Genomic DNA, 19,798 nt, shown 5'->3' with positions numbered 1-19,798 from the left:
CCATGCAACATCACCTCTTCATCCTCACAGGCGGCTCACGCGGCATGGGTCTGGCCATCGCCGAACAATTGCTGCAAACGGGCAACAGCCTGCTGTGCATCTCACGCAACACCAACCCCGATCTGGCCGAAGCCGCCCAAAAAGCCCACGTGCCCCTCACGCAATGGATCCACGACCTGGCCGATGGGGAAGGGGCCAGCAAACGCCTGCGCGAGTGGCTGCAAAGCCAAAACCCGGCGGATTTCGCCAGCGCCAGCCTGATCAACAACGCGGGCGTCATCCCGCCCATCGCGCCGCTGCGTCAGTCCCAGCCCGCTGATCTGGCCCTGGCCCTGCGCGTGGGCCTGGAAGCGCCCATGGCCTTGTGTGCGGCGTTCTTGGGGGCCACCGACAACTGGCCTGTGCCCCGCAAAGTGCTCAATATTTCTTCGGGCCTGGGGCGCTACCCCATGGCTTCACAAGCGGGCTACTGCGCGGCCAAAGCAGGCATGGACCATTTCACCCGCTGCCTGGCCCTGGACGAAGCCCTGCACGCCAACGGTGCCAAAGTCTGTTCTTTGGCGCCTGGCGTGATCGACACCGACATGCAGGTGCAACTGCGCGGTGCGGCGGGCGAAGTGTTTCCGGACCAATCGAAGTTTTTGCAACTCAAAGCTCTGGGCCAGCTCAGCTCGCCCGCACAGGCGGCCGAGCAGGTGCTGCGCTTTCTGGCCCGGCCCGATTTCGGTCGCGAACCCGTGGCCGACGTGCGGGGCTGAAAGTCCTGCGCTATCCCACCCGCCCCTTGTCAGGCCGCTGTAGCCATGGTGCCTGACACTGATCGACGTTGTACCCTCTACCCGTTTGTTTATTTTGTAAATCTGGAGACCTCCCATGAGCCGTGAAGTTGTTGTTGTCAGCGGTGTGCGCACCGCCATTGGAACCTTTGGCGGCAGCCTCAAAGACATTCCGCCCACCGAGCTGGCCGCACAAGTCGTGCGCGAAGCCCTGTCGCGCGCGGGCACAGACGGCCAAGATGTCGGGCATGTGGTGTTTGGCCATGTGGTCAACACCGAACCCAAAGACATGTATTTGTCCCGCGTGGCCGCCATCAACGGCGGCTGCGGTGAAGCTACCCCCGCTTACAACGTGAACCGCCTGTGCGGCTCAGGCCTGCAGGCCATCGTGAACGCCAGCCAGTCCATCTTGCTGGGCGACTGCGACATCGCCATCGGCGGTGGTGCAGAAAACATGAGCCGCGCGCCCTACGCCAGTCTGGCCACCCGGTTTGGCGCACGCATGGGCGACACCAAAATGATCGACATGATGATCGGCGCGCTGCACGACCCCTTCCATAACATTCACATGGGCGTGACGGCCGAAAACGTGGCCGCCAAATACGGCATCACCCGCGAAATGCAAGACGCCTTGGCGCTGGAAAGCCACAACCGCGCTGAACGCGCCACGGCAGAGGGTCGCTTCAAAGACCAGATCATGCCGGTCATGCTCAAAAGCAAAAAAGGCGAGATTGCTTATGCCACCGACGAGCACTTCCGCCCCGGCTGCAAGCTCGAAGACATGGCCAAGCTCAAGCCTGTGTTCGTGAAGGAAAACGGCACCGTGACCGCTGGCAACGCCTCCGGAATCAACGACGCGGCAGCCGCCGTGGTGCTGATGGAAGCCGGTGCCGCCAAAGCCCGTGGTGCCAAGCCCATGGCCCGTTTGGTCGGTTATGCCCACACCGGTCTGGACCCCAAGATCATGGGTGTGGGCCCGATCTCGGCCACACAAGCCGTGCTCAAGAAAACCGGCCTGAGTGTGAACGACCTGGACGTGATCGAGGCCAACGAAGCTTTTGCCGCCCAAGCCTGCGCCGTGACGCGCGAGCTGGGTCTGGACCCCGCCAAGGTCAACCCCAACGGCTCGGGCATTTCGCTGGGCCACCCCATCGGTGCCACGGGCGCGCTGATCACCGTCAAAGCCCTGTACGAATTGCAGCGTGTGAATGGCCGCTACGCACTGGTGACCATGTGCATCGGCGGTGGCCAGGGCATTGCTGCGATTTTTGAGCGCATGTGATGCCGGGCTGATCGGAATGGAAAATGGGCATCAAGAGATGCCCATTTTTTTGACCTCAAAAAGCCTCGCACATCAAGGCTTGACTGCAGCCGTGACCACCACCTCGATCAAATAGGCCGGATCGGCCAACGCAGCCTGCACCGTGGCGCGCGGTGGCGCACTGCCTGCCACCACCCAGGCATCCCACACCTCGTTCATGGCCGCGATGTCGGTGATGTGTTGGAGGTAAATCTGTGTGCGCAGGATGCGGGTTTTGTCGCTGCCCGCTTCCGTCAAGCGCCGCTCAATCTGCTGCAACACATCGGCCGTTTGGCTGCGGATGTCGGTGGCCTCGCATTCGGGCACCATTCCTGCCAAATACACCACGCCATTAAAAACAGCCGCTTCACTGTAACGAGCGGCTACATGCAGCCGCTGAATGTCGGTGCTCATGGTTTTTTCCTTCCCAATTTTGACTCGGTGCCGTCCAGCAGGCGATGGATGTTTTCACGGTGACGCCACACCAGCAGCAAGGCCATGGCCGACAGACTCAAGACCTCAGGGGCCGTGGCCTGCCAAGCCACACCATCGCCAAACAGGTAAAAAACCGGCGCGAACACCGCAGCCACCATGGAGGCCAAGGACACGTAGCGGCTGAAATACAAAATAATGGCAAAGCTCAGCACCGTGGCCAGGGCCAGCGTGCCATGCACACCTATGACCACGCCCACCGCTGTGGCCACACCCTTGCCGCCCACAAACCCGAAAAAAACCGGGTACAGGTGTCCCAAAAACGCGGCCAGACCGGCCAATGCGGCAATGTCCGGACCTAAACCGTGATCCGGCCCCCAAGCCAGCACCATGGCCACCGGCAGCCAACCTTTGAGGGCGTCCAGCAGCAAAGTCAGGATTGCCGCCTTTTTGCTGCCCGAGCGCAGCACATTGGTGGCTCCCGGGTTTTTGCTGCCATAGCTGCGAGGGTCGTTCAGGCCCATCAAGCGGCTCACGATCACCGCAAAGCTGAGCGAACCCAACAAATAACTGAGCACCACCACGGCCACTGGAATCAAGGCATCCATCCACATCTCCCTATTTCTTGTACGGGCGTCATTCTGCCAGTGCGCAGTTCACTGGCTGTGCGCCCAGCAGTTGCACACACACCTGCGGGTCGATGCCCACCAGATAACCGCGCCTGCCGCCGTTGATGCAGATGCGCGGCAACGCCAGGATGCTTTCTTCGATGAAGACTGGCATGGCCCTGCGCGTGGCAAAGGGCGAGGTGCCGCCCACCAAGTAACCACTGTGCCGGTTGGCCACCTCGGGGGCGCAGGGCTCAACCGACTTCAAGCCCATCTGCCGCGCCAGGTTTTTGGTCGAGACCTTGCGGTTGCCATGCATCAGCACCACCAGCGGCTTGGCGTCTTGGTCTTGCATGATCAGGGTCTTGACCACGGCAAACGGGTCCATGCCCAGCACCTGCGCACTGTGCTGGGCACCACCATGCTCCAGGTACTCGTAGGGGTGCTCGGTGAAACTCACCCCCTGCTGGCGCAAGAGCGCCGTGGCCGGGGTTTCACTGACTTTGTCTTTTTTGGCCATCGCCCGATATCAACAAGCCAAGTCACAAGGCCGGATCGCGCATTTCCCAGCGAATGGCATCAATGGCCTTGAGCACTTCTGGCGAAAGCTGGGTGCTCCAAGCGGCCAGATCTTCGTTGAGCTGCGCCAGCGAAGTCACGCCAATGATGGTGCTGGCCACGCTCCAGCGGTGGTAGCAAAACGCCAGCGCCATCTGGGTGGGTGTCATGCCGTTGTCGCGGGCCAACTGGTTGTAGCGGCGGGCGGCAGCCAAGGCCTCCGGGCGACCCCAGCGCTGTTTGCGCATTGAGTCATAACGGGCAATGCGTCCACCATCGGGCACCAGCGGTCCGGTCAGGTCATCGTTGTCGTATTTGCCAGTCAACAAGCCGAAACCCAGCGGCGAATAGGCCAACATGGACACGTTCAGGCGGTAGCAGGTCTCGTCCAGGCCGTTGTCGTAGGTGCGGCTGACCAGGCAATAAGGGTTTTGCACCGTGGCCACGCGTGGCAGACCATGCTGCTCGGCCAGGCGCACGAATTCGTGCACGCCATAAGGCGTTTCGTTGGACAGACCGATGTAACGCACTTTGCCGGCTTGAACCAATTTGGCCAAGGCTTCGAGCTGCTCGTGAATCGAGGTGACCGATTTGTCTTTGACCGGGTCGAAATACGTCATGCCAAACACCGGGGCATGGCGCTCGGGCCAGTGGATTTGGTACAGGTCGATCACATCGGTTTGCAGGCGGCGCAGGCTTGCATCGCAGGCGTTCAAGATGTCTTGACCGGTCATGCCCGAGCCTTCACGGATCCAGGGCATGCCACGCGAAGGGCCTGCTACCTTGGTGGCCAGTACCAACTTCTCGCGGGCACCGGGGTTCTGGGCAAACCAATGGCCAATGAAGGTTTCCGTCGCGCCGCAGGTGTCGGCCGAAGCAGGCACAGCGTACATTTCAGCCGTGTCGATGAAATTGATACCCGCTTCCAGAGAGCGGTCCAAAATCGCGTGCGCGTCGACTTCGTTGACCTGCTGGCCAAAGGTCATAGTGCCCAGGCAGATGGGGGTGACTTTCAGGTCAGATTGGCCAAGTTGAACTTTGTTCATATGCTGGTCTTTGGTTTAGGCGAAAAGCTAGATTTTGTCATGACCTGGATGTTCGACTTTGTGCTTCGCAGCGGACTCTGATCTGAACAGCAGTTATGGCATTCCACGAGTTGGAAAATGGACTCCCATTTTTTCAGCGATAAAGCGAAATGACGGCGGTCAGCCGTTGACGCCCAGCGGTGCGTCACGACAATTTCGCAAAAAAAAGCCCGCACAAGGCGGGCTTTGGTGATCCGGTTGGGATCCGATTAACGCTGCACGTCGCGGCGCACAGAGCCGGTGAACAGTTGACGAGGGCGGCCGATTTTGTACTCGGGATCGCTGATCATTTCGTTGAGTTGGGCGATCCAGCCGACGGTGCGGGCCAGGGCGAACACGCCGGTGAACAGGTTCACTGGAATGCCGATGGCGCGTTGCACGATGCCGGAGTAGAAGTCCACGTTGGGGTAGAGCTTGCGGCTGACGAAGTACTCGTCTTCCAAGGCGATCTTTTCGAGTTCTTTGGCGAGCTTGAACAGGGGGTCGTTTTCCAGGCCCAGTTCGGCCAGCACTTCGTTGCAGGTTTCCTGCATGAGTTTGGCGCGGGGGTCATAGTTCTTGTACACGCGGTGACCGAAGCCCATCAGCTTCACGCCGGAGTTCTTGTCTTTGACCTGGTTCATGAACTCGCCCACTTTGGAGACGCCACCCATTTTCTGGATGTCTTCGAGCATGGTCAGACAGGCTTCGTTGGCTCCGCCGTGAGCAGGGCCCCACAGACAGGCCACGCCCGCTGCGATGGCTGCAAACGGGTTGGTGCCGGACGAGCCGCACAGGCGCACGGTGGAGGTCGAGGCGTTTTGCTCGTGGTCTGCGTGCAGTGTGAAGATACGGTCCATGGCGCGCTCGAGCACGGGGTTGACCACGTACTCTTCACAAGGCGTGCCAAACATCATGCGCAGGAAGTTACCTGCGTACGACAGATCGTTGCGCGGGTACATGTAAGGCTGTCCGATGCCGTACTTGTAGGCCATGGCGACCATGGTTGGCATCTTGGCGATCAAGCGGATCGCCGCGATGTGGCGGTGCTCGGGATTGTTGATGTCGGTGCTATCGTGGTAGAAGGCCGACAAAGCACCTACCAAGCCCGTCAAAACGGCCATGGGGTGCGCGTCACGGCGAAAGCCTCGCAGGAAAAACTGCATCTGCTCATTGACCATGGTGTGCTGGTTGACCAGCTTGTGGAAGTCCTTGCTTTGCTGGCCTACGGGCAAATCACCGTTCAGGAGCAAGTAGCAGGTGTCCAGGTAATCGGCCTTGTTGGCCAGCTGTTCGATGGGGTAGCCACGGTACAGCAGCTCGCCCTTGTCGCCGTCTATGTAGGTGATGGCCGACTGGCAAGAAGCTGTGGACAGGAAACCTGGGTCATAGGTGAACATGCCGCTTTGCGCGTACAGCTTGCGGATGTCAATGACGTCCGGACCGATGTTGCCGGAGTAGACGGGCATGTCGATGCTGGGGCTGCCATTGGAGAACGACAGGGTGGCTTTGTTATCGGCGAGTTTCATGGTGGGTTTCCTTTGGGTTTCCAGATATGAACCTTGGCAGGCTCAGGCTCTCAGCATGTCCAGGACTTCGCGCACCTCATCGGTGCTGATCTCGGTCTGCAGTTCCGTGCGGCGCAGCAGCAAGTCCATGAGATCGTTGTCAGACAGGTCCATCAGCACATACATGCCCCGGGCTTGGCCAACCGTCAGCGCAGTGGCGTGGCGGTTGAAAAAGCGCTCGATGAACAAATCGTTCTCGAGCAAGCCACGTCGGCTGCGCCAGCGCAGCTTGCTCAGCGACCGCTCGCTCAAAGGGGCGAGGCGGTCAGCTCCAACCAGCGACGCGTCTTCCAGGATGGGGGTGACGGTCATCAGACTGCGCGGCGAATCATCATCTCTTTGATCTTGCCAATCGCCTTGGTGGGGTTCAGACCCTTGGGGCAGACATCGACGCAGTTCATGATGGTGTGGCAGCGGAACAAACGGTAGGGGTCTTCTAGGTTGTCCAGGCGCTCGGCGGTGGCTTCGTCGCGGCTGTCGGCGATGAATCGGTAGGCCTGCAGCAAACCAGCGGGACCCACGAATTTGTCGGGGTTCCACCAGAAGCTGGGGCAGCTGGTCGAGCAGCTGGCGCACAAGATGCACTCGTACAGACCGTTCAGCTCGTCACGCTCTTCTGGGCTTTGCAGGCGCTCGGTCTCAGGCGGGATGGTGCTGTTGATCAAGTAGGGCTTGATCGAGTGGTATTGCTTGAAGAACTGGGTCATGTCCACGATCACGTCGCGGATCACGGGCAGGCCGGGCAGGGGCTTCAAAGTGATGGTGCCGGGCAGCGTGTTCATGTTGGTCAGGCACGCCAGGCCGTTTTTGCCGTTGATGTTCATCGCGTCCGAACCACACACGCCTTCGCGGCATGAGCGGCGGAAAGAAATGGTGGGGTCCACGGCCTTGAGCTTCATCAGGGCGTCGAGCAGCATGCGTTCGTTGCCGTCCAGTTCGACCTGGATGGTTTGCATGTAAGGCTTGGCGTCCTTGTCAGGGTCGTATCGGTAGATCTGAAAAGTGCGTAGGGTCATGAAAGAACTCCTGGTGTATTCGGGTGATGGACCGCCACTGGAGGTGAGCGGGCCAGACAATCTTTAGAACGTGCGGACCTTCGGTGGCACGGAGTCCACAGTCAGGGGCTTGAGCTTCACGGGCTTGTAGGTCAGGCTGTTGTCGGCGCTGTGCCACAGGGTGTGCTTCATCCAGTTGGCATCGTCGCGGCCCAATGGGGCCACGGCGTCGTCGACTGGGCGCTCGTAGTCGCTCACGGTGTGGGCGCCACGGCACTCGCGGCGGGCAGCGGCAGACACCATGGTGGCTTGTGCGCTCTCGATCAGGTTGTCCACTTCCAGGGCTTCGATGCGGGCGGTGTTGAACACCTTGGAGGTGTCCTTCAGGCCAATTGCATTGACGCGCTCGCGGATGGCGGCGATCTTTTGCACGCCTTCGTCCATGGAGGCTTGGGTGCGGAACACACCAGCGTGCTGCTGCATGGCGGCGCGCATGTCGTTGGCCACGTCTTGGGCGTATTCACCGCCACGGCCTTCGAGCTTGTTCAGGCGGCTCAAGGTGTAATCTGCGGCGTCGGCGGGCAAGGGCTTGTGCGACTTGGTTTTGGAGGCGAAGTCGACGATGTGGTTGCCGGCTGCGCGGCCAAACACCAACAAGTCGAGCAGCGAGTTGGTACCCAAGCGGTTGGCGCCGTGCACCGACACGCAAGAGCATTCGCCCACGGCATACAAACCGTTGACCACGGCGTTGTGGTCTGTGGCGGTCTGCGTGACCACTTGGCCGTTGATGTTGGTCGGGATGCCGCCCATCTGGTAGTGGATGGTGGGCACCACGGGGATTGGCTCTTTGGTGATGTCGACGTTGGCGAAGTTGACGCCGATTTCGTACACCGAGGGCAAGCGTTTGTGGATGGTTTCAGACCCCAAGTGGTCGAGCTTGAGCAGTACGTAGTCCTTGTTGGGGCCGCAGCCACGGCCTTCCTTGATTTCCTGGTCCATGCAGCGGGACACGAAGTCACGCGGGGCCAAGTCTTTCAGGGTGGGCGCATAACGCTCCATGAAGCGCTCGCCGTTGCTGTTGAGCAAGATGGCGCCTTCGCCACGGCAGCCTTCTGTCAAGAGCACACCAGCACCGGCCACGCCGGTGGGGTGGAATTGCCAGAACTCCATGTCTTCCAAAGGAATGCCAGCACGCGCTGCCATGCCCAAGCCGTCACCGGTGTTGATGAACGCGTTGGTGGAGGCGGCATAAATGCGGCCTGCGCCACCGGTGGCCATCAGCACGGTCTTGGCGTGCAAAACGTGCAAGTCGCCGGTTTCCATTTCGAGGGCGGTCACACCCACCACGTCGCCTTCGGCGTCGCGGATCAAGTCGAGCGCCATCCACTCCACAAAGAAGCTGGTTTTGGCGGCGACGTTTTGCTGGTACAGGGTGTGCAGCATGGCGTGACCGGTGCGGTCAGCGGCGGCGCAAGCGCGTTGCACAGGCTTTTCGCCGTAATTGGCGGTGTGGCCGCCAAATGGACGCTGGTAAATCGTGCCATCAGGGTTGCGGTCAAATGGCATGCCCATGTGCTCCAGGTCGTACACGACCTTGGGCGCTTCACGGCACATGAATTCGATCGCATCCTGGTCGCCAAGCCAGTCGGAGCCCTTGATGGTGTCGTAGAAGTGGTAGTGCCAGTTGTCGTCCGACATGTTGCCCAGCGAGGCGCCAATGCCGCCTTGGGCTGCAACGGTGTGTGAACGTGTTGGGAACACTTTGGACAGGACGGCCACATTGAGGCCAGCACGTGCCAGCTGCAGCGAGGCACGCATGCCCGAACCACCGGCGCCGACGATCACGACGTCAAACTTGCGGGTGGTGATTTTGTCTTTGGTATAGCTCATGGTTTATCTTGGTTGGTGTGGTTTCAGCGCATTAACAGGCGAGGGCTGACGCATCACAGGCGCCACAGGGCCTGAACAGCCCAGCCGGCACAGCCGACCAGCCAGACGAGGGTGAAGACGTGCAAGGCCAGGCGCAAGGCCAGGGGCTTGATGTAGTCCATCCAGATGTCACGCATGCCCACCCAGACGTGGTAGAGCAAGGCGATGATGACGGAGAAGGTGAGGACCTTCATCCACTGCGAGGCAAAAATGCCAGCCCACTCTTCGTAGCCAATGGGGCCGGAGGTGAAGATCACTTGGGCCAGCAAGACCACAGTGAAAAGCGCCATCAGGACGGCGGTCACACGTTGGGCCAGCCAGTCGCGAAAGCCATAGCCAGCACCGGTCACGATGCGTTTGGAGCCGTAATTCACGGACGACATAGGTCAGTTTCCTTGTTGTTTTGAATGAGGGGCGGAGAAATCAGTACAAGCCAAACAGCTTGGCGCCCAGCACGGCGGTCAAGCCCAGGCTCAGCACCATGGTGGCCACGGCAGAGGACTTGCCGAATTCTTTGGTCACGGCATGAAAGGCGTCCATGTAGATGTGGCGCACACCGGCAATGAAGTGGTGCAGGTAGGCCCAGATCAGGGCCAGGGCCAACAGCTTGAAGAACCAGCCGGGCACAAAACCGATGCCGATGCCGAAGGCGGCAGACAGCTTGGCGAAAGAGACTTCGGAGGTGATGGAGTTGTCAAAAAGCCAGATGAACAGGGGCATCAGCAAAAACATCAGAAAACCGCTGATGCGGTGCAGGATGGAGACGATGCCAGCGACCGGCAGGCGGTACGTGGGCAAGTCTTTCAAGGCGTTGATGTTGCGGAATTCAGGCCGCTTGCGGGCGAGTTCAGTCATGTGGGTACTTTCTGGGTGATACGCGTTTGTGTTGTGGATAACAAGCCGGGTGGATTCTATTGCAACGCAGCAAACTGACGCGAGCATTTCAGCGACAGTCTTCTACAAGACATGGATGGGCAGTTGGGGTCAGTTCAAATCGTTGTGGTAATGGTGTGTGTCGGTGCGGTAGAAGCCGCGCCGCAGCTCCATCGGGGTGTTGTTGTAGGTGTAGGCAATGCGCTCCACGCTGAGCAAGGGGGTGTTGGCGGGCAGCTGCAGCAATTCCCTTTGGCCCTTGTCGGGTAACACGGCTCGAATCTTTTCTTCGGCACGCACCATGCGTACACCGAACTCGGTTTCAAACAGGGCGTACATGGGGCCGTGGTAGTCGGCCAGGCGCTCGGCCGTCAGGCCTTTGAAGGGGGTGCCCGGCAACCACAAGTCTTCTAGGATGGTGGGGACGTTCGCAAACGAAAGAACTCTTCTGACCTGCAGCACGGTGTCGCCAGAGCGCAGAGCCAGGGCGCGCGCGATCTCGGCCGAGGCGCGCAAGCGCTTGCAGTCGATGATCTCGCGCTGGGCCGGACCTTCGGTGTTGAGATCTCCTTGGTCGGGCACCAGTTTCAAAAACCGGTACTGCACCTGGTGCTCTGAATGGGTGGCGACAAATGTGCCTTTGCCTTGCTTGCGGATCAGCAGGTGACCGCTGGCCAGTTCGTCGATGGCTTTGCGTACGGTGCCTTGGCTCACCCGGTAACGCGCAGCCAGTTCCATTTCGCTGGGAATGGATTCACCGGGCTTCCACTCGCTCGCCTGCAGGCTTTGCAGGATCAAGCCCTTGATTTGCTGGTACAGCGGGCTGAATGCGGGTGTGGCGACCGCAGATTCGGCTGCTGCAACGGTGGGGTCGTTTGGGGGCAATGAGTGGTTCATGTGGGCGGGCAGGGCATGCGGGTCAGGGGCATGTCAGATGCGCCATCATATCTTATATAAGACATAAGACAAATTGACGAATCAGGGTTTTCGCGGGTACACTCGAAAGCTGTTTGCTTGCACTGGTGGCTTTGTTAGGACAAAGACCGCCAGCGCGGGTCCGGTGCGCCGGACGGCCTTGCCGACATGGATGTTGGCAGCGGACCGCAACGCTTGTTTTCAACACTTCGGAGTTTTCCACCATGAGCAAAAAGCCCGTCCGCGTTGCCGTTACCGGCGCAGCAGGTCAAATCGGTTACGCATTGTTGTTCCGCATCGCCTCTGGCGAAATGCTGGGCAAAGACCAGCCCGTCATCCTGCAATTGCTCGAAGTGCCTGTCGAAGGTCCTCAAAAAGCGCTCAAGGGCGTGATGATGGAACTCGAAGACTGCGCATTCCCATTGTTGGTGGGTATGGAAGCCCACGGTGACCCGATGACCGCCTTCAAGGACGTGGACTACGCTTTGTTGGTCGGTTCGCGTCCACGCGGCCCCGGCATGGAGCGTGCCGAGTTGCTGGCCATCAACGGCGCCATCTTCACTGCGCAGGGCAAGGCCCTGAACGCTGTGGCTTCGCGCGACGTCAAAGTGCTGGTTGTGGGCAACCCCGCCAACACCAATGCCTACATCGCTATGAAAGCCGCGCCTGATCTCAAGCCTGGTAACTTCACCGCCATGTTGCGTTTGGACCACAACCGCGCCCTGTCGCAAATCGCTGCCAAGACTGGCAAGGCCGTGGCCGACATCGAAAAACTGTGCGTTTGGGGCAACCACTCGCCCACCATGTACGCCGACTACCGTTTCGCCACCATCAACGGCGAATCCGTCAAGGACATGATCAACGACCAGGAATGGAACGCCAACGTGTTCCTGCCCACCGTGGGCAAGCGCGGCGCTGCCATCATTGAAGCGCGTGGCCTGTCCTCGGCAGCCTCGGCAGCCAACGCCGCCATCGACCACATGCGCGACTGGGCCCTGGGCACCAATGGCAAATGGGTCACCATGGGTATCCCATCGCAAGGCTGGTATGGCATTCCTAAAGATGTGATGTTTGGCTTCCCCGTGACCTGCGAAAACGGCGAATACAAAGTCGTGGAAGGTCTGGACATTGACGCTTTCAGCCAAGGCTGCATCGACAAGACTCTGAAAGAGTTGACCGACGAGCAAGCGGGCGTGGCCCACCTGATCTGATTCAGGGCAGAGTCGTCAAAGTGAGTCATCCGCGCCACATCTTGCTGGGGGCACAAGCCGGAAGCGTTCAGCTGCCGGTATGTGATCATTACAGCGGGGTGGAGGCGCGGATGCGCAAGAGCCTGCAGCTGCAGGCCGAGATGACACAAGAATTTGGCACTTGCGTTTTTGATGTCACCCTGGATTGTGAAGACGGTGCGCCAGTCGGTGGCGAAGTCGAACACGCGGCGCTGGTGACCGAGCTGGCACTGGCCACCAAAGCTGCTCGCGCCGACGCGCGCATTGCGGTGCGGGTCCACCCGGTGGACCACCCCAGTTTTGAAGCCGACATGAGCCACATTGCGGGCCGGGCTGGCCGCGTGCTGACGCACATCATGGTGCCCAAAGTCGAGAGCCTGGCCGATGTGGACCGCGTTCAAGCCGCCTTGATCACGGCAGGCGCAGGCCATTTGCCGGTGCATGTGCTGATCGAGTCGCCCGCTGCCGTGCACCAGGCCTTTGACATCGCCGCCCACCCTCGCGTGCAGTCGATCAGTTTTGGCCTGATGGATTTTGTGTCGGCCCATGCCGGTGCCATTCCCGCCGAGGGGATGGGCATTCAGGGGCAATTCACACACCCCTTGGTGATGCGCGCCAAGCTCGAGATTGCGAGCGCCTGCCACGCCCACGGCAAAGTGCCCTCCCACTGCGTGGTCACCGAATTCAAAAACACCGACGCCATTCGCTCGGCAGCCCAAAAGGCCGCCCGTGAGCTGGGTTACACCCGCATGTGGAGCATCCACCCCGACCAGATTCGCCCAATCCTGGAGGCCATGGCGCCCAGTGAGGCGCAAATAGAACAAGCCAGCCAGATCATTTTGGCCGCCCAAGCCGTTGACTGGGCACCGATCAGCCACGCTGGTCAATTGCATGACCGGGCCAGTTACCGTTTTTTCTGGCAACTGATCGAGCGAGCGCACCAGACCGGTCGCCATTTACCAGCCCCGATGCAGGCTTTGTTGGGTGTGACCCCCAAGAGCGCGCAGCGCAGCCTGTCATGATGGCCGCAGTCTTCAAAGGGTGGTCCATGCTCAAGCGTCTTGTGGTGTTGGTTTGTGCCGTGCTGCTGCTGCCTGCCTGGGCGCAAAGCCAGGGTCATTCCGGCGCCAAAGCCAAGCTCCCTCCAACGTCTGCGCAGGCCAAGGCACGTGCGGCGACCGACCTCACGGCCCGCCTGCAGGCACGTGCCATTGCTGAGGCGGCTGCACAGGCCGCCGCTGTAGCGGCCGTCTTGAATCAGGGCGCTGAGCAGACGAACACACCGCTGACCGCTGCTGCGCCCCTTGAGAAGGTCGGCCCCAGCTTCGTGTCTGCGCCTCAGCCCAGCGTGGCCCATTCTTCTGCGCCCATGCAGCCACTTCCCGCTTGGACTGAGCTGTCGCCCCAGCGCAGCGATACGCCTGATGCGACGACTTCGGCTGCGGTTGCACCTGTAGCCCTGAGCGACTCAGATTCAATGACACAAGATCTGGCCATTGCCCAGCAAATCCACCAAGGCCTCATGCCCTGCGAGATGGGGGCCAGCGTTCGTGTCCAAGCCGATGCGGCGGCACCCGGTTACTTTCATGTGCAGGGCAAAGGCTTTCGTTACCGCATGTACCCCGTGCGCACCAGCACCGGTGCCCTGCGCCTTGAAGACAAGAAAGCCGGTGCCGTGTGGCTGCAACTGGCCAACAAGTCCATGCTGATGGACCAGAAAAAAGGCCGACGCTTGGCCGACGACTGCGCACACCCCGAACAAGTGGCCTATGGCCAGGACATGAAAACCAACCCGCAGCCCAGCCTGTTTGACAAAACCGGCACGGGCAAATCCAACGATTGACTTTGACTGACCGGAGAAAAAACCATGTTGAAAGCGTACCGTGAACACGCAGCCGAACGCGCTGCATTGGGCATCCCGCCCCTGCCTCTTGATGCCAAACAAGTGGCGGATCTGATCGAGCTGATCAAGAACCCACCTGCAGGCGAAGACGCCTTCTTGATGGACTTGTTGACCCACCGCGTGCCACCGGGCGTGGACGATGCGGCCAAAGTGAAGGCTTCCTTCTTGGCTGCTGTGGCCCATGGCGAAGTCCAAGTGGCCCTGATCTCCAAGTCCAAAGCCACTGAGTTGCTGGGCACCATGGTGGGTGGGTACAACGTGCACCCCTTGATCGAGTTGCTCGACAACGCTGAAGTCGCTGGTGTGGCTGCTGAAGGCCTCAAGAAAACCTTGTTGATGTTCGACTTCTTCAATGACGTCGCCGAAAAAGCCAAGGCCGGCAACACCAAGGCCAAAGAAGTCATGCAAAGCTGGGCCGAGGCCGAGTGGTTCACCAGCCGCCCCGAAGTCGAGAAAAAAATCACCGTCACCGTCTTCAAGGTGCCTGGCGAGACCAATACCGACGACCTGTCGCCCGCGCCCGACGCCTGGAGCCGCCCCGACATCCCGCTGCACTACTTGGCCATGCTCAAGAACACCCGCCCCGGCGCGGAGTTCAAGCCCGAAGAAGACGGCAAACGCGGCCCCATGCAGTTCATCGACGACCTGAAGAAAAAAGGCCATTTGGTGGCCTACGTGGGCGACGTGGTCGGCACCGGCTCCAGCCGCAAATCGGCCACCAACAGCGTGATCTGGGCCACCGGCCAAGACATTCCGTTCGTGCCCAACAAGCGTTTTGGTGGCGTGACCTTGGGTGGCAAGATCGCCCCCATCTTCTTCAACACCCAAGAAGACTCTGGCGCATTGCCGATTGAAGTCGACGTGTCCCAGTTGGAGATGGGCGACGTCATCGACATCCTGCCCTACGACGGCAAGATCGTGAAAAACGGCGCTACCGTGACCGAGTTCAAACTCAAGAGCGATGTGCTGTTTGACGAAGTGCGCGCCGGCGGCCGCATCAACCTGATCATTGGCCGCTCGCTCACCGCCAAGGCGCGTGAGTTCTTGGGCTTGCCCGCGTCTACCGTGTTCCGCTTGCCCAGCGTGCCGGCATCGACCAAGGCAGGTTTCACCCTGGCGCAAAAAATGGTCGGCCGTGCGGTTGGTTTGCCAGAAGGCCAGGGCGTGCGTCCCGGCACTTACTGCGAACCCAAGATGACCACCGTGGGCTCACAAGACACCACCGGCCCGATGACCCGCGACGAGTTGAAAGACTTGGCCTGCTTGGGCTTCAGCGCCGACATGGTCATGCAGTCGTTCTGCCACACAGCCGCTTACCCCAAGGCCGTGGACGTCAAGACCCACCGCGAACTGCCTGCCTTCATCAGCAACCGCGGCGGCGTGTCCTTGCGCCCCGGCGACGGTGTGATCCACAGCTGGCTCAACCGCCTGTTGTTGCCCGACACCGTCGGTACCGGCGGCGACTCGCACACCCGTTTCCCCATCGGTATCAGCTTCCCCGCCGGCTCAGGCTTGGTGGCCTTCGGTGCCGCCACCGGCGTCATGCCCCTGGACATGCCCGAGTCGGTGTTGGTCCGCTTCAAAGGCGAGATGCAGCCCGGCGTGACCCTGCGCGACTTGGTGCACGCGATTCCTTTGTACGCCATCAAGAAGGGCCTCTTGACCGTGGCCAAGTCCGGCAAGATCAACGAGTTCTCGGGTCGCATCCTGGAAATCGAAGGCCTGCCCAACCTCAAGGTCGAGCAAGCGTTTGAACTGTCTGACGCCTCCGCCGAGCGTTCAGCCGCCGGTTGCACGATCAAGCTCAACAAGGAGCCGGTCGAGGAGTATCTGAAGTCCAATATCGTGCTCATGCAAAACATGATCGCCAACGGCTACGAAGACAAGCGCACGCTGCAGCGCCGCATCGAGAAGGTCCAGGCCTGGCTCGACGCGCCCAACCTGCTCGAGGCCGACAAAGATGCCGAATACGCGCATGTCATTGAGATCGACATGAACGAGATCAAAGAGCCGATCCTGTGCTGCCCCAACGACCCGGACGACGCCAAGTTCTTGTCCGACGTGGCCGGCACCAAGATCGACGAAGCTTTCATCGGTTCGTGCATGACCAACATCGGTCACTTCCGCGCCGCAGCCAAGCTGCTGGGCGGCAGCCGCGACATCCCCGTCAAGTTGTGGGTCGCCCCACCGACCAAGATGGACGAGAGCGAGCTGATCAAAGAAGGCCACTACGCCAACTTCGGCGCTGCAGGTGCCCGCACCGAAATGCCCGGCTGCTCGTTGTGCATGGGCAACCAAGCCCAAGTGCGCGAAGGCGCCACCGTGGTGTCCACCTCGACGCGCAACTTCCCCAACCGCTTGGGTAAGAACACGAACGTGTTCTTGGCCTCAGCAGAGTTGGCGGCGATTGCGTCCAAGCTGGGCCACATCCCCACGGTGGCCGAGTACCACGAAGCCATGGGCATCGTGAACAAAGACGGCGCCGCGATCTACAAGTACCTGAACTTCAACCAGATTGAAGAGTACGTGGACAACGCGAAAAACGCGACGGTCTGAGCTGCGGCGCTGACCTCATGAAAAACGGCCCTTCGGGGCCGTTTTTTTTATGGGTGTCCTGAATTTTGTGAAAAAGGTCAAATTGCAAGAAGATGCCGCACATCAAAAAAGGCCAAACATAACCTTCTGCAACGAATGGATTGACCAGCTACTTGTTGGTCACATAAAGCCATCCGATCCAGTCTAAGAGGTCTTCGGGTGTTGTTCAAACACCCTGGAGATCATCGGCGGATTGGGAAATTTTGGTGGGGTTGGCAACAAGAGGGCCAGAGCTTCAGCCAAACTCGCGAAACCCCTTGAGCGCCGGCAGCGGCGCGAAATTGGGCTGGCGTTTTTGTTGCATGGCACTGATGGCCTCGCGCACATTGGCGTTGCTCCAAATTGCACCTTGCAGCCAGCCCATGTGGCGCAGGCTGTCTTCGGTGCTGTGGTCACGGGCGTAGTGCAGCACTTGCTTGGTGCCCCAGATGGCCACGGGCGGTTTGCTGGCGATCTCTTTGGCCGCTTGCAAGGCGGCGGCCACGGTGGCTTCGTGGGTGGGCAGCACGTCGTTGACCAGGCCGTGGGCCAGCGCTTTGTCGGCGTTGAGGCGCCTGCCCGTGTAGGCCAGTTCTTTGACGAGCGCCATGGGCAGCAGCTTGGGCAGGCGTTGCAAGGTGCCCACGTCGGCCACCATGCCGATGTTGATTTCTTGAATGCAGAAGAACGCATCTGCCGAGGCGTAGCGCATGCAGCAGGCGGTCACCATGTCCACCGCGCCGCCAATGCAGCCGCCGTGGATGGCCGCGATCACCGGGATGCGCAGTTCTTCGAGCAGGGTGAAGGTGTGCTGCATGTCGGTCAGCAGGTCGTACACGGCTGAGCGGCCTTCGGCGCTGGTGTCGTCCATTTGAATAGCGCTGCCAAAGGTTTGCAGGTCCATGCCCGCGCTGAAGTGTTTGCCCGTGCTAGAGATCACCAGCGCCCGTGCTGTGCCCGCCTTGTGGATGTCGGTCAGCACCTCGTGCAGTTCGCGCCAAAAAGTGGGGTGCATGGTGTTCATCGCCTCGGGGCGGTTCATCACCAAGTGGGCCACATGGCCCTCATAGGTCAGGCTAAAGCAGTTCATGGGGGGGTCTCCTTTTTTTGCAATATAGCGGTTGCCTGCGGTGGACTGAGTCTCGGGTTTGACCGTTGGCCTTGGCTGAATATTTCTGCCCCTGACTGATCCTTCGGAGGTTTTGCTGTCGCGGTTTTGGCTTGGGTGGCCGGGATGGTCCACAGGCCCATTGCGGCCAAGGTGCACTTTCAAACCAAGTGAGGCAGTTGCGTTGATTCATGCGCAGAAGGTCTGGTGGAGCGCTTGTTGACGCAAGCTCTGGCTCAGCGCGCTTCACTTCCATGGCCTTTTGCAAGCACCGGCAAGAAAAAGGATAAGTGAATTTGATGAATATAAAGTCAATCGATATGATGGATAAAAATTAACTAATTAAATTAAATCAAAGGGCTTTTGTCATGCTTGTCACTTTGGTGGGGTTTGCATTTTTGTTTGGCTTGTTGCTCAGCCGCTTGGGCTTGCCGCCCATGGTGGGTTTTCTGGTGGCGGGCTTTGCGTACAACTTGGCGGGTTTTGAGCCGCCCAGCGGTTTGCAGCAAGTGGCCGACTTGGGGGTGACGCTGCTGCTTTTCACCATCGGTCTGAAGCTGGACCTGAAGGGGCTGGCCAAAACCGAGATCTGGGGCACGTCGGTGGCCCATATTTTGGTGTCCACTGTGTTTTTCACGGTGGTCATTTGGCTAGGGCAGCAAATATTCCCGTTGCCTTTGTTCGACATTTCTTTCATGGCCATGCTCGTGTTGGGCTTTGCCTTGTCGTTTTCGAGCACGGTGTTTGCCGTCAAGGTGCTCGAGGACAAAGGGGACATGTCGACCTTTTATGGCAAGGTGGCCATTGGTATTTTGGTGATGCAGGACGTGTTCGCGGTGGTTTTTTTGGCCGTGAGCGAGGGCAAGTACCCCACGGTGTGGGCGCTGCTGGTGTTTTTGTTGTTGTTGCCTCTGGTGCGCAAGTTCATCTACAAGTTACTGGACTCGGCGGGGCATGGCGAGTTGCTGGTCCTCAGCGGTTTGTTTTTTGCATTGGGCGCAGGCTACGAGTTCTTTGCAGCGGTGGGCCTCAAGGGTGATTTGGGGGCGCTGATTTTGGGTGTAGTGATCGCCAACCACCCTAAGGCGTCGGAGTTGGCCAAGTCGCTGTTCAGCTTCAAGGAGTTGATGCTGGTGGGCTTTTTTCTGTCGGTGGGCATGCAGGGCTTGCCCGACGTGCCTATGCTGCTGACCGCTGTGGTGTTTTGCCTGTTGTTGCCGGTCAAGACGTTTTTGTATTACGCCATCGTGGTGCGCTTTGGATTGCGTTCGCGCACGTCTTTGTTCACATCGCTGAGCTTGGCCAATTTTTCGGAGTTTGGCCTGATCGTGGCGGCTTTGGGCGTGACTCAGGGCTGGTTGCCGGTGGATTGGTTGATTGTGGTGGCCATGGCGGTGAGTGTGAGCTTTGCTTTTGCCTCGCCTTTTAGCCTGCGCTCAGAAAATGCATACCAGCGCTTCAAATTGTTTTGGGACCGTTTTCAGCGTGGCACTTTGCATGCCCAAGACCAGATGCTGGACACCGGCGATGCCCAGGTGCTGGTGATCGGTATGGGGCGGGTGGGCACCGGGGTCTATGACGAGTTGATGCCGCTGTGGCCCGACCGAATTTTGGGCATTGAGCACAACGCTGAAAAAGCCGACGCTGAGCGGTCCGCAGGGCGTAATGTGAAGGTGGGCGATGCGACCGACACCGATTTTTGGAACAGCATCAAGGCGGCCAACAGCAAGGAGTTGATCGTGTTGGCCATGCCCAGCCACCACAGCAATGTGTATGCGGCGCAGCAAATCCGCAATGCGGGTTTGGGCAGCCATGTGGTGGCGATTGCCAAGTTTGCCGAAGAGGTGCATGAGCTTGAGGCGCTGGGGGTGCCTTCTTTCAACATGTACTCCGAGGCAGGCTCGGGTCTGGCGCGGCATGCTTTGCAGGCCATGGGAAAGAGCGGTCTTTGAGCCAGGAGGGCGCA

General features: G+C 59.8%; 19 protein-coding genes. 7 read left to right on the top strand and 12 right to left on the bottom strand.

Annotated elements, in window-relative coordinates; all coding sequences use genetic code 11:
* Positions 1-2 precede the first annotated feature (2 nt).
* On the top strand, positions 3-758 hold the full coding sequence (locus B9Z50_RS01025) for an SDR family NAD(P)-dependent oxidoreductase (protein WP_108361853.1): 756 nt from the start codon (positions 3-5) through the stop codon (positions 756-758).
* Between the two features lie 115 nt (positions 759-873).
* Positions 874-2,058, top strand: coding sequence for a beta-ketothiolase BktB (gene bktB / locus B9Z50_RS01020; RefSeq protein ID WP_108361852.1), 1,185 nt, complete (start codon positions 874-876; stop codon positions 2,056-2,058).
* Between the two features lie 72 nt (positions 2,059-2,130).
* Here bktB and B9Z50_RS01015 read toward each other — a convergent pair whose 3' ends face one another.
* The 11 genes from B9Z50_RS01015 to B9Z50_RS00965 form a co-directional block, all read right to left on the bottom strand.
* Positions 2,131-2,490: a RidA family protein gene (locus B9Z50_RS01015; RefSeq protein WP_108361851.1), complete on the bottom strand. Its 360-nt coding sequence runs from the start codon at positions 2,488-2,490 to the stop codon at positions 2,131-2,133.
* Positions 2,487-3,116 carry a glycerol-3-phosphate 1-O-acyltransferase PlsY gene (gene plsY / locus B9Z50_RS01010; RefSeq protein ID WP_108362474.1) on the bottom strand — a complete coding sequence of 210 codons (630 nt, stop codon included), beginning with the start codon at positions 3,114-3,116 and terminating at the stop codon, positions 2,487-2,489. Before plsY ends, B9Z50_RS01015 begins: the two co-directional genes overlap by 4 nt.
* 28 nt (positions 3,117-3,144) lie before the next feature.
* A complete protein-coding gene (locus B9Z50_RS01005) occupies positions 3,145-3,636 on the bottom strand; it encodes an aminoacyl-tRNA deacylase (RefSeq protein ID WP_108361850.1) in 492 nt (163 codons plus the stop codon).
* Between the two features lie 22 nt (positions 3,637-3,658).
* Positions 3,659-4,720, bottom strand: a complete 1,062-nt coding sequence (locus B9Z50_RS01000; RefSeq protein WP_108361849.1) for an aldo/keto reductase — start codon at positions 4,718-4,720, stop codon at positions 3,659-3,661.
* Positions 4,721-4,968: 248 nt separating this feature from the next.
* A complete protein-coding gene (locus B9Z50_RS00995; RefSeq protein ID WP_108361848.1) occupies positions 4,969-6,267 on the bottom strand; it encodes a citrate synthase in 1,299 nt (432 codons plus the stop codon).
* 42 nt (positions 6,268-6,309) lie between these two features.
* Complete coding sequence (locus B9Z50_RS00990; protein ID WP_108361847.1) at positions 6,310-6,618, bottom strand: succinate dehydrogenase assembly factor 2; 309 nt, start codon at positions 6,616-6,618, stop codon at positions 6,310-6,312.
* Positions 6,618-7,322 carry a succinate dehydrogenase iron-sulfur subunit gene (locus tag B9Z50_RS00985; protein WP_108361846.1) on the bottom strand — a complete coding sequence of 235 codons (705 nt, stop codon included), beginning with the start codon at positions 7,320-7,322 and terminating at the stop codon, positions 6,618-6,620. The genes B9Z50_RS00990 and B9Z50_RS00985 overlap by 1 nt, the downstream gene beginning before the upstream one ends.
* Positions 7,323-7,385: 63 nt before the next feature.
* The gene (sdhA, locus tag B9Z50_RS00980) at positions 7,386-9,191 is read right to left on the bottom strand and encodes a succinate dehydrogenase flavoprotein subunit (RefSeq protein WP_108361845.1); all 1,806 of its coding nucleotides are present in this window, start codon (positions 9,189-9,191) and stop codon (positions 7,386-7,388) included.
* 53 nt (positions 9,192-9,244) lie between these two features.
* The gene (sdhD, locus tag B9Z50_RS00975; RefSeq protein WP_062405624.1) at positions 9,245-9,613 is read right to left on the bottom strand and encodes a succinate dehydrogenase, hydrophobic membrane anchor protein; all 369 of its coding nucleotides are present in this window, start codon (positions 9,611-9,613) and stop codon (positions 9,245-9,247) included.
* A 40-nt stretch (positions 9,614-9,653) separates the two neighbouring features.
* Positions 9,654-10,085 (bottom strand): succinate dehydrogenase, cytochrome b556 subunit, encoded by a 432-nt coding sequence (gene sdhC / locus B9Z50_RS00970; protein WP_108361844.1) that lies wholly within the window; start codon positions 10,083-10,085, stop codon positions 9,654-9,656.
* 129 nt (positions 10,086-10,214) lie between these two features.
* On the bottom strand, positions 10,215-11,000 hold the full coding sequence (locus B9Z50_RS00965; protein ID WP_108361843.1) for a GntR family transcriptional regulator: 786 nt from the start codon (positions 10,998-11,000) through the stop codon (positions 10,215-10,217).
* Positions 11,001-11,242: 242 nt separating this feature from the next.
* On the opposite strand from B9Z50_RS00965, the gene B9Z50_RS00960 reads away from it, so the two are divergent.
* The 4 genes from B9Z50_RS00960 to acnB all read left to right on the top strand — a co-directional run bounded on the left by B9Z50_RS00960 (position 11,243) and on the right by acnB (position 16,706).
* Positions 11,243-12,229 carry a malate dehydrogenase gene (locus tag B9Z50_RS00960; RefSeq protein WP_089955300.1) on the top strand — a complete coding sequence of 329 codons (987 nt, stop codon included), beginning with the start codon at positions 11,243-11,245 and terminating at the stop codon, positions 12,227-12,229.
* Positions 12,230-12,339: 110 nt separating this feature from the next.
* A complete protein-coding gene (locus tag B9Z50_RS00955) occupies positions 12,340-13,269 on the top strand; it encodes a CoA ester lyase (protein WP_233249699.1) in 930 nt (309 codons plus the stop codon).
* 26 nt (positions 13,270-13,295) lie between these two features.
* A complete protein-coding gene (locus tag B9Z50_RS00950; RefSeq protein WP_108362473.1) occupies positions 13,296-14,090 on the top strand; it encodes a hypothetical protein in 795 nt (264 codons plus the stop codon).
* Between the two features lie 24 nt (positions 14,091-14,114).
* The gene (gene acnB / locus B9Z50_RS00945; RefSeq protein WP_108361841.1) at positions 14,115-16,706 is read left to right on the top strand and encodes a bifunctional aconitate hydratase 2/2-methylisocitrate dehydratase; all 2,592 of its coding nucleotides are present in this window, start codon (positions 14,115-14,117) and stop codon (positions 16,704-16,706) included.
* A gap of 274 nt (positions 16,707-16,980) precedes the next feature.
* On the opposite strand, the gene B9Z50_RS00940 is transcribed toward acnB, so the two are convergent.
* On the bottom strand, positions 16,981-17,814 hold the full coding sequence (locus tag B9Z50_RS00940; RefSeq protein ID WP_108361840.1) for an enoyl-CoA hydratase-related protein: 834 nt from the start codon (positions 17,812-17,814) through the stop codon (positions 16,981-16,983).
* A gap of 386 nt (positions 17,815-18,200) precedes the next feature.
* Here B9Z50_RS00940 and B9Z50_RS00935 point away from each other — a divergent pair, with 386 nt between their 5' ends.
* Positions 18,201-19,784: a cation:proton antiporter family protein gene (locus B9Z50_RS00935; RefSeq protein WP_108361839.1), complete on the top strand. Its 1,584-nt coding sequence runs from the start codon at positions 18,201-18,203 to the stop codon at positions 19,782-19,784.
* Positions 19,785-19,798 lie beyond the last annotated feature (14 nt).

The organism is Limnohabitans sp. Bal53 (assembly GCF_003063355.1).
GTDB lineage: Bacteria > Pseudomonadota > Gammaproteobacteria > Burkholderiales > Burkholderiaceae_C > Limnohabitans_A.
The sequence above is the reverse complement of the archived record's forward strand: the minus strand, read 5'-3'. Positions and strand labels throughout refer to the sequence as shown.

Coding starts and splice junctions, on each gene's coding strand:
- B9Z50_RS00935 (WP_108361839.1), top strand. CDS start 18,201: ATGCTTGTCACTTTGGTGGGGTTTGCATTTTTGTTTGGCTTGTTGCTC.
- B9Z50_RS01000 (WP_108361849.1), bottom strand. CDS start 4,720: ATGAACAAAGTTCAACTTGGCCAATCTGACCTGAAAGTCACCCCCATC.
- B9Z50_RS00940 (WP_108361840.1), bottom strand. CDS start 17,814: ATGAACTGCTTTAGCCTGACCTATGAGGGCCATGTGGCCCACTTGGTG.
- B9Z50_RS00950 (WP_108362473.1), top strand. CDS start 13,296: ATGCTCAAGCGTCTTGTGGTGTTGGTTTGTGCCGTGCTGCTGCTGCCT.
- sdhD (WP_062405624.1), bottom strand. CDS start 9,613: ATGTCGTCCGTGAATTACGGCTCCAAACGCATCGTGACCGGTGCTGGC.
- B9Z50_RS00955 (WP_233249699.1), top strand. CDS start 12,340: ATGCGCAAGAGCCTGCAGCTGCAGGCCGAGATGACACAAGAATTTGGC.
- B9Z50_RS01005 (WP_108361850.1), bottom strand. CDS start 3,636: ATGGCCAAAAAAGACAAAGTCAGTGAAACCCCGGCCACGGCGCTCTTG.
- B9Z50_RS00960 (WP_089955300.1), top strand. CDS start 11,243: ATGAGCAAAAAGCCCGTCCGCGTTGCCGTTACCGGCGCAGCAGGTCAA.
- bktB (WP_108361852.1), top strand. CDS start 874: ATGAGCCGTGAAGTTGTTGTTGTCAGCGGTGTGCGCACCGCCATTGGA.
- B9Z50_RS01025 (WP_108361853.1), top strand. CDS start 3: ATGCAACATCACCTCTTCATCCTCACAGGCGGCTCACGCGGCATGGGT.
- sdhC (WP_108361844.1), bottom strand. CDS start 10,085: ATGACTGAACTCGCCCGCAAGCGGCCTGAATTCCGCAACATCAACGCC.
- acnB (WP_108361841.1), top strand. CDS start 14,115: ATGTTGAAAGCGTACCGTGAACACGCAGCCGAACGCGCTGCATTGGGC.
- plsY (WP_108362474.1), bottom strand. CDS start 3,116: ATGGATGCCTTGATTCCAGTGGCCGTGGTGGTGCTCAGTTATTTGTTG.
- B9Z50_RS00995 (WP_108361848.1), bottom strand. CDS start 6,267: ATGAAACTCGCCGATAACAAAGCCACCCTGTCGTTCTCCAATGGCAGC.
- sdhA (WP_108361845.1), bottom strand. CDS start 9,191: ATGAGCTATACCAAAGACAAAATCACCACCCGCAAGTTTGACGTCGTG.
- B9Z50_RS01015 (WP_108361851.1), bottom strand. CDS start 2,490: ATGAGCACCGACATTCAGCGGCTGCATGTAGCCGCTCGTTACAGTGAA.
- B9Z50_RS00985 (WP_108361846.1), bottom strand. CDS start 7,322: ATGACCCTACGCACTTTTCAGATCTACCGATACGACCCTGACAAGGAC.
- B9Z50_RS00990 (WP_108361847.1), bottom strand. CDS start 6,618: ATGACCGTCACCCCCATCCTGGAAGACGCGTCGCTGGTTGGAGCTGAC.
- B9Z50_RS00965 (WP_108361843.1), bottom strand. CDS start 11,000: ATGAACCACTCATTGCCCCCAAACGACCCCACCGTTGCAGCAGCCGAA.